The sequence below is a fragment of the Geomicrobium sp. JCM 19039 genome, assembly GCF_000698145.1.
Classification (GTDB): domain Bacteria; phylum Bacillota; class Bacilli; order Bacillales; family Marinococcaceae; genus Geomicrobium_A.
The window spans coordinates 190,997-207,451 of the sequence record NZ_BAXB01000004.1 but is presented as its reverse complement, the minus strand read 5'-3'; the positions used below and the strand labels follow the sequence as shown (position 1 = coordinate 207,451).

The following is a 16,455-nucleotide window of genomic DNA, read 5'->3' as shown; positions in this document are numbered from 1 at the left end:
CTAGCTACGTTCGCCTCCGACTTTCCGATCGCGATGACTGCGATGAACCGGATAGGCACTCTCATACAAATTCGCAAAGTACTCGACAAGCGTAACGGAGCGATGCTGCCCGCCTGTACAACCAATCGCAACAATGAGCTGTGACTTTCCTTCTTGTTTGTATAGCGGCAACATGAACGTTAACAAGTCTTCAAGTTTCTCTATGAAAACTTTCGTGTCATCCCATTTTAGAACATAGTCAGACACATCTTTATCAAGACCGGTCATCGGGCGAAGTCGGTCAATGTAATGCGGGTTTGGAAGAAAGCGCACATCAAAGACAAGGTCGGCATCAATCGGAACTCCATGTTTAAAGCCAAACGACATAAAATGAACCGTAAATGTCTGTTCTTCAGGCTTCTTAAATAAGCGATTGATCTCCTCTCGCAACTCTTTTGGTTTGAGGCTTGTCGTATCAATCCGATGCCTTGCACGGCCTTTGATTTCTTCTAAAATCTTCCGTTCTTTTTCAATGCCTTCTAACAGCGAACCGTTTGGCGCTAACGGATGGGAACGTCTCGTTTCTTTATATCGTTGAACGAGCTTTTCATTGTCTGCATCCAAAAATAAAATGTGTGTATGCAAATTCGGCTTGTCACCAAGCATACTAACAGCTGAAAACACTTGGTCAAAAAACTCACGACCACGCAGGTCCATCACAAGGGCTACACGATTCATGGAACCCGATTCAATGAGGTCTAACAATTTGGGAATAAGGCTGGAGGCAAATTATCAATACAAAAATAACCAAGGTCCTCCAAACTTTGGACCGTTACCGTTTTCCCTGCTCCGGACATTCCGGTTATAACAACAATTTGGATATCTTCGTTCATATCCTTCTCCCCTTTTAGTCCACCTGTACCGTTCTGTTCTTCTTTCCATTATACATCATTCAAGGCTCGATTCCCAAAAAAGGCGCAAGGCGATGTCGCCTTGCGCTTCAAGATATATAAAAGGGGGGTCAATTAACTAACCCCATCATAGCGCATGAGTGTTGCACTGTGGTTACAAACCCGTTAAAAGCGAATAACGAATTTATAAAGAAATGTTAACATCGTCATTTCAATTGTTACTTCGATCCTACTTGCGTGAGCAGTTCTTCGACATAATGCTGTGCATTTTGAGCAGCTAAACTACCGTCACCTGTTGCCGTAACAATTTGGCGAAGGCTCTTTTCACGAATGTCACCAGCTGCATATAGCCCAGGAATGGCCGTTTCCATCTCTTCGTTCGTTTCAATATAACCTTCATCATTTGTGATCCCTAAGTCTTTCACGGCATCATTTAATGGCAACATCCCGATATAAATAAACACACCTTCGGTTTTGTGTTCATACTCCGTACCATCTTCTACATCCACAAGTGTTACACTGCCTACTTTGCCGTTGTCACTATGAATTTCTTTAACAACCGTATTCCACTTAAAATCAATCTTGTCGTTAACAAATGCGCGTTGTTGAAGAATCTTCTGGGCGCGAAGCTGATCCCTACGGTGCACAATCGTTACTTTATCGGCAAATCGAGTCAAGTAGACAGCTTCCTCTACTGCAGAATCTCCACCACCAACAACGATGATTTCACGCTGACGGAAAAATGCGCCATCACATACCGCACAATAAGATACGCCACGGCCACCGAGTTCTTTCTCTCCTGGAATGCCCAGTTGTTTATACTCTGCACCGGTCGTGACGATGACGGCTCTCGCTTTGTATGATTTGTTCCCTGCGTGAACGGTTTTATATTCTTTACCTTCTTCAATAGACTTGATGTCGCCATACGCATATTCGGCACCAAATTTTTTGGCATGGTCGAACATTTTATTCGAAAGGTCGGGACCGAGAATATGGTCATACCCTGGGTAATTCTCAACATCTTCGGTATTTGCCATTTGGCCACCTGGAACACCGCGCTCGATCATAAGCGTCGACATTTCAGCTCTTGACGTGTACACAGCTGCCGTCATTCCAGCTGGACCTGCACCTGCGATAATCACATCATAGATTTTTTCTGTATCCCCTGACATCTCCAACACTCCTTTTTGTTTATTCTGGATTGAAGTTCATTATTTTATCCTGTTCCCAAAGTATATGAAATGTCGCTAGTCAGCGTCCATAAATTTGCTTGAGTGTTACTCGATTCCAAAAGCTAGATCGCGTAAGTCTTCGCAACGCACTTCTTCATCGTCGAGGGATCGTTTCTCCCACGTCGCCAGTAAATTAGCCGCATGTTCATGCCCCCACCTTTTGGCGATGGACCACGCTTTTCTTGTGCGGTTATTATACCCTAGGTGATATGCGACAACACCGTACCGGTAGAAAAATGACGCCTTTTCTTGTGGCATATGCTTTTGCAGATAACGAAAAACAGGAAACGCAGCCTCGTACTCTCCGAGCCTACATAACGTCGTTGCCACCTTATACATATGGCCTTTATCAATCGGTACAACATCTTTTAATCTCTCGGTCCAATAGGACGCTTCTTCCTTGTGACCTGCCTCAAACAGCAAAAGCGCAATTTGGCAAAGTGCCGGCACATACGGCTGCTCCTCAATCAGTTCCTGCAACACGAAAATCGCTTCTTCCGTTCTTCCTTGCAAGTGAAGCACTCGCGCCAGTTGGTTATATGAAGCCAAATAACTTGGCTGATCCTCAATCATCTCACGCAAGTTTCGTTCGGCTTGACGGTAATTGCCTTCTTTAATATAGCGCCACGCTTCTTCATACTGCAAAATGACTTGATCGGGGACAGGGTGATCGACAAGTTCATCATTTTCTACTCCCGCATCAAGATCCTCAAGGTTTAGTAGCTCAAGCAGTTCTTCTGTATCTGCACGAAACTCGCCATATGGCATGAGCTTCAAATAATTATTCGCAGCTTCTCTTGCTTTATCAAACAACCCTAAATAGGCATAATTATTTGCTAGAAAATAATAACAATCGTATAATTGGTAATCAATATGCTCGACTACGTGTAACAGAATCTCGTTGGAACGCTCATACTGACCCATGTCCGATAACACAGCTGCCAACTGACAGTGAAAAACCCCTTCGAGGGGCGTAAGTCAATGGCTCGTTGCAGCAATCGCGTCGCACGGTGCCAGTCCTTCTTTTGATAAGCAATAACACCTTGTTTAAAGAAGTATTCCGGATTCTGTATAAAAGGGACAACTTGACCCATTGAACAAACCCTCACTCTCCGGTTTTGACCATAGCAAATTCGCTTTTGCCACAAGCTAACTCTCCGAACAAAAGCATAACGAACTAATTATACCATATAATCTATTGGAATCAAAAGATCCCTTTCAAAGTGATGAAGCATAGGTGTACGTTGTCAACATTTAGAACCGTTTCCCAAGCTACGGACGACTTCAACGCCCCATTCGTGGTTAAGGTAAGAAAGGTCTATGAAACTTCCGAAACTAAAGTGCCCACTCCATTATGAGCGTGTCATCCTTCGAACCATTCATCCTGAAATGTCTTCATGCTTTTTGCTTTTAACTGCCAATCTAGCATGGCTTCCGGCAATGTAGAGATTTACCTTACATGCGCCACAAAACCAATCGATTCACCACACCCCAATCATCCCGAACAAACAGCTTTAGATTTTTCGCTACGCTTGCTCTTCAATATGAGCAAACATCTTTTATGAGTCGTATACAAAATCATAATCCCTTCACGCTGTGACTATAATGTAAAAAGGATCACGTTTATCGAAACGTTCAGATTATTTCCCTGAACCTCTTTTCAAAACAGCACTTTCATACTACGATGTACAGAGTGTCTTTTAAGGGGGATATTCATGTTTATTGCACTTATTACTTTTACAATCCTCGCCTCCTTATTGCTCACCTATGCAATGATCAAGCGTGCCAATAAGACGCTGCTTTATGGATTAGGACTACTCACAGCATCTCCAATTCTGTTATTAACGTCCGCCTACATGTCAGGATTTGTACTCAGCGCCTCTTTACACGAGTCGTCCACACTGATCGCTGGCGTCCCGGGCCAAGTCATCGGGTTTAGCCTTCCATTTATCGCAGCGCTCTTCTCAGCAATGAGTTTTATTCTAATAGGCAAAGGATTGTTCGGAACAGTCATTAACGTCCGAGCACGCAGAGCCTGAAAAACCCCTACCGCAGTAGATGCGGTAGGGGTTTTTAGTCATACAATTATCTAAAAACCGATGATCCTTTGTCTTGTGGTGATATTTCTGAAAATACTGATGATCCCTTATCTTGTGGTGATACTTTTGAGAATACTGATGACCCTTTATCTTGTGGTGATACTTCTGAGAATACTGATGACCCTTTATCTTGTGGTGATACTTCTGAAAATACTGATGACCCTTTATCTTGTGGTGATACTTCTGAGAATACTGATGAACTTGTCTGCACTGGCTTCAAGTGTAAATGCAGATGAACTAACAACTAGCGCAAAAGCAAAAGTAATTATAAGTTTTTTCATGATATATCACTCCTAGATTTTAATTGAAAGTTACGGTACTCAAGGGCCTTTTTTAAGAAACTAAATGCCTGTTGATTCTCACCAGTTCTTTCCATATAAACAGAAACCTCATTTGCCATTTCTGCACATTCAAAATAAAAGTTACCATTCTCTAAAATCTTAAATCCTGACATAACCAGTTCCATATTACTTTCTAAATATAGCCCTTTAACAATCTTACATCTTGCAATATATTCCGTGTTACCATATTTCTCGGCTTCGGTCATGGCAACCTTCAAATAATTTTTTGCATCCTCAAGTTGGTGCAACCTGAAGTACACAAGTGCCAGATTATACTTTGTCTTCGTACCCTCAAAGGTATTCCAATGATTTCCGGTTTTTAGTGCTTGAGTAAAGTAATCTAGTGCCCCTTCTAGCTTATTTGATTGTAACAAGCTAAGACCGAAGTTACGAAGGGCAAAAGCATGCGTAGTAGGGAAATGACTAGAATCTTGCAATACTTTACTAAACAAACTTTCTGCTTCAGTAAATTCTCTCATCTCTGCGTACACACACCCAAGTAACATAAGACTGTTCAAAGCACGTTCCGTAAACAATGGATTTTCTTTAAAAGTCTTGTAAGCAAGTTCTAAATAATGAATTGCACTTACATACTGGTCAATTCTGTAGTAAGTCTCACCCATCCTATGATAAAAATCTGCTTTTTCATAAGGGTCAACAAGTTGATCAAGTTCACTTTCTGTAGCCTGATAGTAACGAATTGCTCTAGCATAGCTCCCTTGCAAAAATTCATACTGACCATAAAGAAAATTCGTTAAACAATTTAATGATGAATTTTCTACAGTAGACAAACTATTTATTACTTGAATTTTGTTGAAATAATCACCCTCTGAATAATTTTCAGAGATCAGCATATGTCTAAAGTCTGTTAGCTCATAATAAAGTGATATTTCATCTTCCACACTCTCTTTGATAAGCAACTCCTCTACAACTTTCTTTAATCGTGTGGCTGCTTCTACGTCTCGTCGAATGATCGCATGGTACCAGTTTCCAATGGTTGACACGAGGTCAGCAGGGGATACATATGAGCTCATTCTGTTATGTCCCCCTTTAAAACTTAATCTACTTAAAATCCTAGAATTAATATCTATTTTACTATAAAGTAAGAATTTTTCAATATAATTGAGTAAATATTCCTAGTTGATGTGAGCGGAATTTTTCTTTTCTACCAAAAAGCAACAGATTTCTATGCGATTTCGCGCTGATTTTGTCCCTTAATCTTCAATTATGCTATACTGCGGTACACTACATGAATGAAAGCAGGGAATATTTTGACTGCAAATGCCTCTCTACAAACGATACGCTCTTATTATTCTTCTTTATCGGACAAAGAAAAAAAGGTTGCAGATTACATTCTTTCCGCTCCAGATCAAGCGGTTTATTTTTCAATTTCGGAACTGGCAGAAGCAAGTGGTGTTGCTGATGCCACAGTTTCTAGATTCAGTAAACGGCTTGGGTATAAAGGTTTTCAAGATTTGAAAATATCTTTAGCTAGGCAGATTGTGAAAGAGGAGGCGAATATTCACGAATCCATCTCATTACAAGATGACGTCGGCACACTCGCCTCGAAAATATTCACTGAACATAAACGAGCCATGGATGACACACTTGCCCTTTTAAATGAAGAAACGTTGCAACAAGTAGCTGTAGTGATTACGAAAAGCGAGCGCATTGACTTGTACGGTTCCGGTGGCTCCGGCGTCGTTGCCGAAGATGCATACCACAAATTCATGCGGTTTGGCATTCCGATCCAAGCGTTTAGCGACAGTCATCAGCAGATGATGAGCGCGTCTTTGCTTTCAAAAGGCAGTACCGCCATTGGCATTTCAAATAGCGGCAGTAACCGCGATGTTGTTGATGCATTAAAGACCGCCAAAACCGCTGGCGCAACGACGATTGCGATATCAGGGCACACTTCGTCACCTTTAACAAAAACTGCGGATTACACGTTACCGACGAGCGCGCGGGAATCGCTTTTTCGTTCTGAAGCGATGGCATCCCGTATGGTACAACTCGCTTTAATCGATGTTTTGTATGTACTCGCCGCACTGCAACTAAAAGATACAACACTGACAAACTTAGACAAGATTCGTGAGTCGATCGCGACGAAGAGGTATTGATCATTGATCACGAGCAACTTTGATGACCTCTAATCGACACGTATGTGCACGTTTTCGACAAAACCCATACCCAATCCCAACATCATCATGAGGCTTAAAAATATCAAACCCCATCATAGCCACGCTATGATGGGGTTTGTATGTGTACTTAGTTAAAGAAAAAACTGAGTGCGAATACGACAAGGAATCCGACGACCCCGATAATGGTTTCCATTACGGTCCAAGACTTGAGTGTGTCTTTTTCTGACATGCCGAGGAAACGGTTAACAAGCCAGAAACCTGAGTCGTTCACGTGAGATAATACGGTCGCACCACAGGCGATGGCAACGGCGATGAGCGCGAGCGATGGTTGTGATAAGTCAACAAGGCCAACGATTGGCGAGATGAGTCCCGCCGCAGTTAGCATGGCGACGGTTGCTGAACCTTGGGCAACGCGTACCCCGGTTGCGATTAAGAAGGCGAGCAACACGAGCGGGAACCCAGATGCGGCCATCATGTCTCCCATGACGTCACCGACACCGCTTTGGATGAGCACTTCACTAAATACCCCACCCGCTCCGGTAATAAGGATCACGATCCCTGCCGGCTCCAACGCTTTCGTTGACATATCCTGTAGCTGTTGCTTAGTAAGGCCACGTTTGCGACCTAAGAAATGCAGAGCGAAAAGCGTTGCGATGATTAAAGCGACGAACGGGTGTCCAATGAACATTAACACTTGTTGGAACACACCTTCATTTAAGATTTGCTCTCCGGCTGTATTCGTTAAAATAAGGATGAGTGGCAGCAAGATAATAAATAGGATTAACTTAAACGAAGGAAGGTCACCGGTTGCTTGTTCTTCTGCTTCTGCACGTTCGCGAATGTGTTCAGGCACAGGCACGTGAATACGGTTGCCGATAAAGCGACCGAATAGTGGCCCTGCGACGATCATGGCAGGTATTCCTGCAATAAACCCGAAAAGGAGCATCCAAGCTAAGTCAACACCTAACATTGATGCAATCGCAATCGGCCCTGGCGTTGGTGGCACAAAGCTATGTGCCACCGCCAATCCAGCGAGCAGCGGGATCGCATAAAAAAGCAACGACTTGCCGGTACGCATCGCCAAACTGTAGACGATTGGAATTAAAATGACGAGGGCAACGTCAAGGAATACTGGAATGGCGACGATCAGCCTGTAAACCCGAGGGCCCACTGCGCCCGTTTCTCGCCAAATGTATCAATGAGGGTGAACGCCAGCCGTTCAGCTCCTCCGGATGTCCTGAGCACTTCACCAAACATGGCGCCAAGACCGACGACAATGGCGATAAATCCGAGTGCACCCCCCATTCCTTCTTCGATCGTTTCAAGCAGTGCTAACGGATCCATACCGGTCATTAGTCCAATGAAGATACTCGCCAATAACAGCGCCAAAAACGCTTGCATTTTGGAACGAATGATTAAGTATAAAAGTAAGCCGATACCTAAAATTGTAATAATTATTAAGCTTACGCCTGACATGGAGAATTACCCTTTGTTTTCGTATTAATACTCCTTACCATTCGGCAACACTGCCATCTGTGTGTCTCCAGACCGGATTTCGCCAGTTGTGACCTTGTTCACTCATTTTCCTTACATGCGCTTCATTGATTTCAATCCCCAAACCTGGACGATTCGGAATATCAACATACCCATCTTTATAGTTAAAAACGCTCGTATCGGCCAAATAGTCCAGTAAATCGGACCCTTGGTTATAATGAATACCTAGGCTTTGCTCCTGAATAAACGCATTGTGGCACGTTGCGTCCACTTGTAAGCACGCAGCAAGTGCAATCGGCCCTAACGGGCAATGCGGTGCGGCGGCGACGTCAAACGCTTCTGCCATCGACAAGATTTTCTTATTTTCCGTAATGCCACCGGCATGCGAAAGGTCTGGCTGAATAATGTCTACGTAACCGTCTTGCAAAAGGGTCTTGAAATCCCATTTTGAATACATTCTTTCGCCAGTCGCAATCGGAATGGCGGTATGGTTTGCAATCTCTCGCAACGCTTCGCTATTTTCAGGGAGAACGGGCTCCTCAATGAACATTGGTCGGAACGGTTCAAGCTCTTTTGCAAGGATTTTCGCCATCGGTTTGTGGACTCTCCCGTGAAAATCGATGCCAATACCAATATAAGGACCCACCGCTTCACGAATGGCAGCGACATTTTCCAAAACACGATCGATTTTTTCGTAGGAATCGACGTATTGCAATTCGTTCGTTCCATTCATTTTTACCGCTGTGAACCCACGATCAACGACACGCTTCGCCTCTTGCCCAACATCTGCAGGGCGATCTCCGCCAATCCAGGAATATACTTTAATGGAATCCCTTGCTTTACCGCCGAGCAATTCATGGACCGGTGCACCATAGTATTTGCCCTTAATGTCCCAGAGCGCTTGATCAATTCCAGAAATTGCACTCATGAGAATCGGACCTCCACGATAAAAGCCAGAGCGATACATCACATTCCAATGATCTTCTATATGAAGTGGGTTTTTGTCCATGACGTATTCCATCAATTCATGAACGGCAGCTTTTACGGTTGCCGCACGTCCTTCAACGATTGGCTCCCCCCAACCGGTAATCCCCTCGTCTGTCTCGATCTTTAGAAACAACCAACGTGGGGGTACTTGAAACAATTCATAGTTTACGATTTTCATCGTTCGTCACTTCCTTTCTCCATTCGTGGTTACGCTTTCAGAAATTCATCTTCTCGATCTGAAATTATTAAAACAGTTTCACCTATCATTTTATTTCTGCTTATTTTTCAACACGATTGAGTGCATCTTACCACTATGTGGCTAAAAATGAAATATATTTTCTTTATTTCATTTACAAATGAAAATTATTTTAATAAGATACAAACAACACCATTACTTTGGAGGCGTTTTTATGAAGGTAGGCATTGTTGGGCTTGGAAAGATGGGACTGCCTCTATCTTTACAGCTTATGGATCGTAACATCGATGTTGTTGGATTGGACCAACAACCGGAAGCAAGGAGCACATTGCAGGCAGCTGGTGGCGGGACCGCGGAAACGATTGATGATCTCCTGAACGCTCTTGAGACCCCGCGCACCCTCATTTTGCTCGTGCCTGCTGGAGATATTACCGAAGACGTATTTCAGGAATTACGCGGAAAACTAGCACCCGATGACCTCATTATCGACGCTGGAAACGCCCATTACCGCGATACGTTGCGTCGTCATGAACAGCTTAAAAACACAGGAATTCTGTTTGCAGATAGTGGGACGTCTGGGGGTATTTCTGGTGCTAGAAATGGGCTCTGTGCAATGGTAGGCGCGGATGAGAAGGCAGCCGATCGCGTCAAATTGGTCTTTGAAGCCATTACAATTGAGAATGGATTTTTACTCACTGGGGAAGTCGGTAGCGGACACTATTTAAAAATGATTCACAATGGCATCGAATACGGAATGATGCAAAGCATTGGCGAAGGGTTTGAGCTACTCGAAAAAGGGCCATTTGAATATCATTACGAGAGCGTTGCCGACATGTGGAATCACGGCTCTGTTATTCGCGGATGGTTAATGGAATTAACCGCAGAAGCATTTAAAGACGAGCCAAAACTAGAGAGTATTAAAGGCGTGATGCATTCTTCCGGAGAAGGCAAATGGACAGTAGAAGCGGCGCTAGACTATCAAGCTAGTGCCCCTGTCATTGCAATGTCGCAGTTGATGCGCTACCGCTCACTAGATGACGACCCGTTTCACGGAAAGGTAGTCGCTGCATTACGCCATCAGTTTGGCGGTCATGCGATTGAGAAAAAAGAGTAGTGGAAGCAGGTGATTGACGTGGACAATCATTATATCGGCGTGGACATTGGAACAACCGGCGTCAAAGCGTTGTATTCGATCAACAAGGGGCGGAGAGATTCAAAGCGTACGAGACATACCCGATGCGAAGCCCGACTCCGGACGCCGCCGAACAAGATGCAAACCTCATCTATGAGAAAACGATGGGCGTACTCGAGCAAGCACTTGCGTTTCGGGCAGACGAAGGGACGCGTATGCGTGCGGTGAGTTTTAGTTCTGCTATGCACAGTATGATGTGTGTCGATGAGTCAGGAGAACCTCTGACACAGTTGATCACATGGGCGGACAAACGAAGCGCAAAAGAAACGAAAGCGCTGCAACAGACGGAGCGGGGGCAGGATTTTTATGAACGTACGGGGACACCGATTCACCCGATGTCTCCGTTCGCCAAGCTCGTGTGATGAATGATCATCAAGCACCATTGCTTGAAAAAACCGCAAAAATCGTTGGGATTAAAGAATATATCCTCTTTAAACTTTTCGGGGAATTTGTGATGGACGAGTCGATTGCAAGCGCTACCGGACTGATGAACATTCACACACGCGCGTGGGATGAAGACATTGTCGCCTATGCAGGCATTTCACTCGATCAACTTCCCAAGCTTGTCTCGACCTCGTATACGTTCTATAGAGAAGAGATTCCATACATTATCGGAGCAAGCGACGGTGTTCTGTCCAACTTAGGCGTTGGCGCCATTGATGAAGGGGAAGTAGCGCTAACAATCGGAACGAGTGCGGCGATTCGAAGTGCATCTAGCGCGCCGCGCGTGGACGCCAAAGGCAGGACATTCTGCTACTTGCTGACCGACGACCTATGGATTATTGGCGGTCCGATTAACAATGGTGGCATTGCCCTTCAATGGGTTGTCGAAGAACTCATTAAAGATGACACCATGACGAGCGAGAACGCGACAGTGGCGGCGCTATCACTCGCCGAACGTGTACCGGCAGGGTCAAATGGTTTACTCTTTTTGCCGTTTTTGACCGGTGAACGTGCGCCTCTTTGGAACCCGGAGGCGACCGCATCTTATATTGGACTCACCCGCACCCATACGCGCGAAGATATGATTCGGGCTGCGTTAGAAGGGGTCACGTTCAACATTTATAGCGTCTTGCTTGCCCTGCAAGAATTGATCGGAGTTCCAAACGCCATTTACGCTTCCGGGGGGTTCTCCCGCTCAGAGACGTGGAAACAGATGGCAGCGGATATTTTTGATCAACCGCTTCATTTCTCACCCTCTTATGAAAGCTCGGCATTCGGCGCTGTGATCTTGAGCATGTACACACTCGGGACATTGAGCAGCTCTCTCATTTTAAAGATCGAAAAACTCAAGAAGAGACGGTTGTTCCAGATGCAACAACTGCAACCACCTACCGCGACTATAGCTCGCTATATTTAGAACTGATTCGGAGCTTGTCTCCCCATTACGAGCGGTTGTATCGTTTGCAACAAGCGGCAACAGCTAGTCGATAACTTTTCTACCCTACCCATTTCTGCATTTTTTAGAAATGGGTTTTTTACGCTTTATAAACAGCGACCAATAATAGGTGCTGAAAAATAAGCGGATCACTCGTTAACGCGAACCCTCGGGTCCTGCCTATGTGGGGATTCCAACAACATGGAGCGGTAAATTCGTCAATTATTCCCACATAGAACCACTGATGTGGGAATATCGCCTTTCTATGCGGGGGTTCCTGCAAAAAACGGCTCGATATTTATGAGAATTCCATCATAGATCCTGCCTATGATGGAATTCTTTATTTATACCAAGCGAAACACGGAGATACGTTTTTCAGTAAGCAACGTCAACTAAGGGGAAGTACCCAATAAAATCCCATCGCACAATTATTCAATTTACTCATTTACAGCAAGCTTGTTATCCTCTTCATCAACGACCAGTTCAATATCATTCACTGTATGTAAGTTGCGTAATCCTTTGTATAGCAACCAATATAGCGAAAAGAGCAGAATCCCCCTCCGCCAATAAACATGGCATAGGCGGGTACAAATTGGGATGCGATAAGGCCGCCTAGCATCCCACCTAAAGGCATACATATTGCGGCTCCACTCGTAACGACGGTAATCACTCTACCAATTAAGTTAGAAGGAATCTTTTGTTGGATAACAGAAAAGAATAGGATGTTAATGATACTTAAAGAAATAAATCCTACTCCATAAGAAATAATCGAGAACCAGACTGGCAATACACTTGCTCCCATCCAACTGAGCGACGACAGACTAAAACATACGATCGTTAGCGTACCCATTTTGAATCTCGAAAGTTTATTGACTACTAGAGAACCGATTAAAAAGCCTAACATCATTGCCATCATATAATAGCCATAGAACGCTTCCGTACCCCCATGAATGAGTGAAAAGGCAGGTAAACTGGCCAACATCACGCCGACAAAGAAGTTCGCCATCGATGCGCTAATTGAAATGTGAATGAGCACGGTGTCTTTCACACATGTAAAGCCTTCCCGCAGATCTTGTGTATACCGTTTGAGGTTATACGACATTTTTCCGGTTGTTTTTTCGACTGTTTCATTAAAATTAATATCCTTAAAAAACAGATAGACGACCGCAACAATGAAATGGCAAATCGCTGTAATGAGTAGGGCGATTGCTGAACCTGCTACTGAAATAATCACACCGGCAATCCCTAAAAAAATAATATCCATACTTTCCCTAATCATATTAACAACGGAATTCGCTTTTACGACATTCTCGCCACCAACGATATTTGGCACAAGTGTACTATCAATCGGATATGTAAATTGGGAAATGGCTGACACAATGAACATAATAAACATGAGTAAAAAAACGTGTAAAGCATCAAAAAAGAACAATAAAGGAATGGATGCTAATAAAACGGCTTTCACAAGTTCACAAGTGAACAACGCCACTTTATAGTTCACTAGGTTGGCTAAAGGGGATATTAAGAACCCTAATGCAGAAGGGATATTTACGAGAAAAAACGTAATTCCACTGTAAAGCGGATCGTTCGTCAGCAAAAATACGAGTAGCATCCCCCCTATGGCATAAATCCCGTTACCAAAACTTTTAATGAATACACCTGATAATAATATGTTAAAATTTCTTGAGAACATTCGTTACCACTCCATTGCAAAAGCATCATCTAGAGTCATTCACTCGCAACTAAAATTAACATATATTCAGAATTTTTACAATTAATTTACGTTCGTACGAGCGTTCATTTCTTCCTAAAATGAAGCAAACGGCAAAAAAGAAGGGGCTCAACAATGAAACAACAATCCATCTTGATCGGTGCGGTTGCGATTGGTGGCGGGCTCGGCAGTAGCTTGCGTTATGGCATCCATATGATGAGTCCGATCACGCACGGTCCGTTAGGCACGCTCATCGTAAATCTCATTGCGAGCTTCTTGCTCGGGGCACTCGTAGGTGCGGTGCTCAACCGCTCGTTTCCCGAATGGTTGCGCGCTGGGTTTGGCGTTGGTTTTTGTGGGGGGCTCTCAACAATGTCCGCCTTTGCTGCGGATGGGGTGTTTCTCATCACAGACCAGCACCTGGTTTTCGCTGGCGTCTATATGATCGTGTCACTCGTTGGAGGCATCTGCTTCTCATTTTGCGGGTTGGTGTGTGGACAAAAATGGGCAGGAGGGGCAAATCAATGACCGTATTCGCTGTGTTTATCGGAGGAGCTGCCGGTGCGGTTTTGCGCTGATCCTTGGCAATGCCATTCAACGCCAAACACCCCGCACACCGGTCCCTCTTGCGATGATTATCGTAAACATTCTAGGTTCTTTCGGCCTCGGCGCGTGGTATGCATGGTCAACAACAGACGAAAGTATTGTACACGCACTCATTGCCATCGGATTTTTCGGAGGGTTCACGACGTTCTCGACATTCAGTGTGGAAGCACTGGAGCTCCTCGAGCAACGTCGCTACCTCCCTTTACTCATTTACGTGAGCCTAACTTTACTCGGATCCGTCGTCGGTTTTCTTATCGGGCTCAGTCTTTCAATTCTTTAATCAAGTCCTGGGGTGTGTCTCCTTGTAACGCTTGCACAAGGTTTTTCGCCGCACACATCTCCATCTCTCTCGTCGTTGCATATGTGCTCGACCCGATGTGCGGAGTTAGTGTGACGTTATCCAATCTCATAAGCGAATGATTCGCCGGCAGTGGCTCCTGATCAAAGACATCTAGACCCGCTGCAAAGATTTGTTTCTCTCGTAACGCGGTAACGAGCGCATCTTCATCTACGACTGGACCGCGTGCGGCATTGACGAGTATACTCGTCGGCTTCATAAGCCCAAATTCCCGTGTACTAATGAGCCCAGTAGTCTCTTCTGTTAACGGAACCATCACAACGACAATATCAGCATGTTGGAGCAGGTCATCGAATTCCATATACTGCGCCTCGTAATTTTGCTCCACTTCCGGTTGACGACTGCGGTTATGGTACACGACATCCATCTCAAATCCGAGGCGGGCACGTCTGACAACTTTTTCGCCAATGCGCCCCATGCCGATGATGCCGAGTGTACGATGATGCAGATCTTGGCCAAAGAACGTACTGTCTGGTTCCGGCTGCCACTCACCTTTTTTAATATACTCATGTAACTCCGCAATGCGACGACTCGAAGAAATCATCAAGCCAAGCACGAGTCAGCCACTGTTTCATCGAGCACATAAGGCGTATGGGTCGCGAGCACCCCGTACTCTTGAAACGCGGCGACATCAAACGCATCATAACCGACACTAACCGTGCTGACGACTTTTAGCTTCTTAGCATCGGCTAACAGCTGAGCATCAACTCGTGTCGACGTGAGCATCGCTCCTTCTGCTCGTTGCAACTCATCACGCAAACGTTCCGCGGGTACTTTTTTGTTGGGCTCATTCCAAACCGCCAGCTCGCAATGTTGCTCGAGGTAGTCTCGGGTCTCTCGTTCAATCGGATGTCCGACAAACACGTAAGGTTTCACGACGTCACTCCATCATTTTGCAAGATCTGTTGAAAAAGTTGTATGAACTTATCTTGTTCCTCTATAAACGGCGTATGCGCACTATTCTCAAACACATTGAAATCCTTATGCGGGGCATCAATCTTTTCAAAGAAGCGCTCGGCTTCCAAAAGACTCGTCTGGTAATCATACCGTCCGTGCATAATATAAACAGGCATTTCAAAACGTTTCGTTCGTTCGGCCACGTCTACGTCCATCATTTCTTTCCCGACTTGTTTATACGTAAGCGCCGCACCAGGCAAAATGTTCATTCGTTCCCGCAACGTGTACGCACGACATTTCATAATATCAACGAGGCTGTTCGTGTTTGAGTAGCCGTTTTTCTTCATCCCGCCGCCGTACTTATTCACTTTTCCAAGCAGCATTCGGTAATCGGCATTTTCATGTAACGTGTCATCTATTTTCACTTTTTTGACGCGCTTTACTACCCCATGTTCTCCACGAACCGCTGCACTTCGTTCCAAAAACTTGAGCGTATCTTTCGTTGATTCACGATGTCTACCCATCTGCCCCGATGTAATCAACGCACGAAAATGCTCGGGATGTGCATGGGCGGTTAAACAGGCAATCATACTTCCCCATGAATGCCCGAACAAATAAATCTTCTCGCGTTTCCATTGCTGTTTTAAATGTTTCGTGATTGCTAAACAATCGTTCACGTAACGATCAATCGAAAGCTCTCCTTGTGTTTTCGGATTATAAGACATGCCCGCACCTGGTTGGTCCCAATAACAGACCGTCACATCTTCAAGCCAAGCTAGTTTTTCAGCGGCCATTAATGGATATTCAGGAAACCCTGGCCCCCCATGTACAAACAATAATAATGGATTTTCTTTATCCGTTCCTTCAATAATCATCCCATGCTCATGTCCGTCAATCTCCACATACTCTTTTTGTGTAAACATCCAAACCCTC

At 44.6% G+C, this 16,455-nt stretch carries 14 protein-coding genes and 3 pseudogenes; 7 read left to right on the top strand and 10 right to left on the bottom strand.

Going from position 1 to position 16,455, the window contains the following annotated elements:
- The 3 genes and pseudogenes from rapZ to JCM19039_RS06460 form a co-directional block, all read right to left on the bottom strand.
- Nucleotides 1-872 (bottom strand): annotated as a pseudogene (gene rapZ, locus JCM19039_RS06470) (RNase adapter RapZ).
- A 236-nt stretch (nucleotides 873-1,108) separates the two neighbouring features.
- On the bottom strand, nucleotides 1,109-2,062 hold the full coding sequence (gene trxB, locus JCM19039_RS06465; RefSeq protein WP_042425120.1) for a thioredoxin-disulfide reductase: 954 nt from the start codon (nucleotides 2,060-2,062) through the stop codon (nucleotides 1,109-1,111).
- 105 nt (nucleotides 2,063-2,167) lie between these two features.
- Entirely contained in the window at nucleotides 2,168-3,058 is an 891-nt protein-coding gene (locus tag JCM19039_RS06460; RefSeq protein WP_238544952.1) for a tetratricopeptide repeat protein, read from the bottom strand.
- 779 nt (nucleotides 3,059-3,837) lie between these two features.
- On the opposite strand from JCM19039_RS06460, the gene JCM19039_RS06455 reads away from it, so the two are divergent.
- Nucleotides 3,838-4,161, top strand: coding sequence for a hypothetical protein (locus JCM19039_RS06455; RefSeq protein WP_042425113.1), 324 nt, complete (start codon nucleotides 3,838-3,840; stop codon nucleotides 4,159-4,161).
- 337 nt (nucleotides 4,162-4,498) lie between these two features.
- Here the strand turns inward: JCM19039_RS06455 and JCM19039_RS06445 are convergent, their stop codons facing one another.
- Nucleotides 4,499-5,596: a hypothetical protein gene (locus tag JCM19039_RS06445; RefSeq protein WP_042398055.1), complete on the bottom strand. Its 1,098-nt coding sequence runs from the start codon at nucleotides 5,594-5,596 to the stop codon at nucleotides 4,499-4,501.
- A 237-nt stretch (nucleotides 5,597-5,833) separates the two neighbouring features.
- Between JCM19039_RS06445 and JCM19039_RS06440 the strand changes: the two genes are divergently transcribed.
- Nucleotides 5,834-6,682: a MurR/RpiR family transcriptional regulator gene (locus tag JCM19039_RS06440; RefSeq protein ID WP_193744161.1), complete on the top strand. Its 849-nt coding sequence runs from the start codon at nucleotides 5,834-5,836 to the stop codon at nucleotides 6,680-6,682.
- A gap of 148 nt (nucleotides 6,683-6,830) precedes the next feature.
- Here JCM19039_RS06440 and JCM19039_RS06435 read toward each other — a convergent pair.
- Nucleotides 6,831-8,179 (bottom strand): annotated as a pseudogene (locus tag JCM19039_RS06435) (GntP family permease).
- A gap of 34 nt (nucleotides 8,180-8,213) precedes the next feature.
- The gene (gene dgoD, locus JCM19039_RS06430; RefSeq protein WP_042425104.1) at nucleotides 8,214-9,362 is read right to left on the bottom strand and encodes a galactonate dehydratase; all 1,149 of its coding nucleotides are present in this window, start codon (nucleotides 9,360-9,362) and stop codon (nucleotides 8,214-8,216) included.
- Nucleotides 9,363-9,594: 232 nt separating this feature from the next.
- On the opposite strand from dgoD, the gene gnd reads away from it, so the two are divergent.
- The 3 genes and pseudogenes from gnd (at nucleotide 9,595) to JCM19039_RS26380 (ending at nucleotide 11,932) form a co-directional block, all read left to right on the top strand.
- Nucleotides 9,595-10,494, top strand: a complete 900-nt coding sequence (gnd, locus tag JCM19039_RS06425; protein ID WP_042425101.1) for a phosphogluconate dehydrogenase (NAD(+)-dependent, decarboxylating) — start codon at nucleotides 9,595-9,597, stop codon at nucleotides 10,492-10,494.
- A 77-nt stretch (nucleotides 10,495-10,571) separates the two neighbouring features.
- A pseudogene (locus JCM19039_RS21740) lies at nucleotides 10,572-10,934 on the top strand (FGGY family carbohydrate kinase); the annotation flags it as partial.
- Nucleotides 10,934-11,932 carry a gluconokinase gene (locus JCM19039_RS26380; RefSeq protein WP_052398576.1) on the top strand — a complete coding sequence of 333 codons (999 nt, stop codon included), beginning with the start codon at nucleotides 10,934-10,936 and terminating at the stop codon, nucleotides 11,930-11,932. The pseudogene JCM19039_RS21740 and the gene JCM19039_RS26380, both read left to right, overlap by 1 nt.
- Before the next feature lie 511 nt (nucleotides 11,933-12,443).
- On the opposite strand, the gene JCM19039_RS06415 is transcribed toward JCM19039_RS26380, so the two are convergent.
- Nucleotides 12,444-13,643: an MFS transporter gene (locus JCM19039_RS06415; protein ID WP_042425098.1), complete on the bottom strand. Its 1,200-nt coding sequence runs from the start codon at nucleotides 13,641-13,643 to the stop codon at nucleotides 12,444-12,446.
- A 153-nt stretch (nucleotides 13,644-13,796) separates the two neighbouring features.
- Between JCM19039_RS06415 and JCM19039_RS06410 the strand changes: the two genes are divergently transcribed.
- Together JCM19039_RS06410 and JCM19039_RS06405 are read left to right on the top strand one after the other, a co-directional pair.
- Nucleotides 13,797-14,189, top strand: a complete 393-nt coding sequence (locus tag JCM19039_RS06410) for a CrcB family protein (RefSeq protein ID WP_042425095.1) — start codon at nucleotides 13,797-13,799, stop codon at nucleotides 14,187-14,189.
- Nucleotides 14,155-14,547 (top strand): CrcB family protein, encoded by a 393-nt coding sequence (locus tag JCM19039_RS06405; protein WP_052398575.1) that lies wholly within the window; start codon nucleotides 14,155-14,157, stop codon nucleotides 14,545-14,547. Before JCM19039_RS06410 ends, JCM19039_RS06405 begins: the two co-directional genes overlap by 35 nt.
- On the opposite strand, the gene JCM19039_RS06400 is transcribed toward JCM19039_RS06405, so the two are convergent.
- Genes JCM19039_RS06400 through JCM19039_RS06395 form a run of 3 tightly spaced genes read right to left on the bottom strand, consistent with a single transcriptional unit; the run spans nucleotide 14,528 to nucleotide 16,445 of the window.
- On the bottom strand, nucleotides 14,528-15,181 hold the full coding sequence (locus JCM19039_RS06400; protein WP_307190175.1) for an NAD(P)-dependent oxidoreductase: 654 nt from the start codon (nucleotides 15,179-15,181) through the stop codon (nucleotides 14,528-14,530). The two genes, JCM19039_RS06405 and JCM19039_RS06400, sit on opposite strands and share 20 nt — an antisense overlap.
- Nucleotides 15,169-15,501, bottom strand: a complete 333-nt coding sequence (locus JCM19039_RS27170) for a hypothetical protein (RefSeq protein ID WP_307190174.1) — start codon at nucleotides 15,499-15,501, stop codon at nucleotides 15,169-15,171. Before JCM19039_RS27170 ends, JCM19039_RS06400 begins: the two co-directional genes overlap by 13 nt.
- The gene (locus JCM19039_RS06395; protein ID WP_042425092.1) at nucleotides 15,498-16,445 is read right to left on the bottom strand and encodes an alpha/beta fold hydrolase; all 948 of its coding nucleotides are present in this window, start codon (nucleotides 16,443-16,445) and stop codon (nucleotides 15,498-15,500) included. The genes JCM19039_RS27170 and JCM19039_RS06395 overlap by 4 nt, the downstream gene beginning before the upstream one ends.
- Between the last annotated feature and the right edge of the window lie 10 nt (nucleotides 16,446-16,455).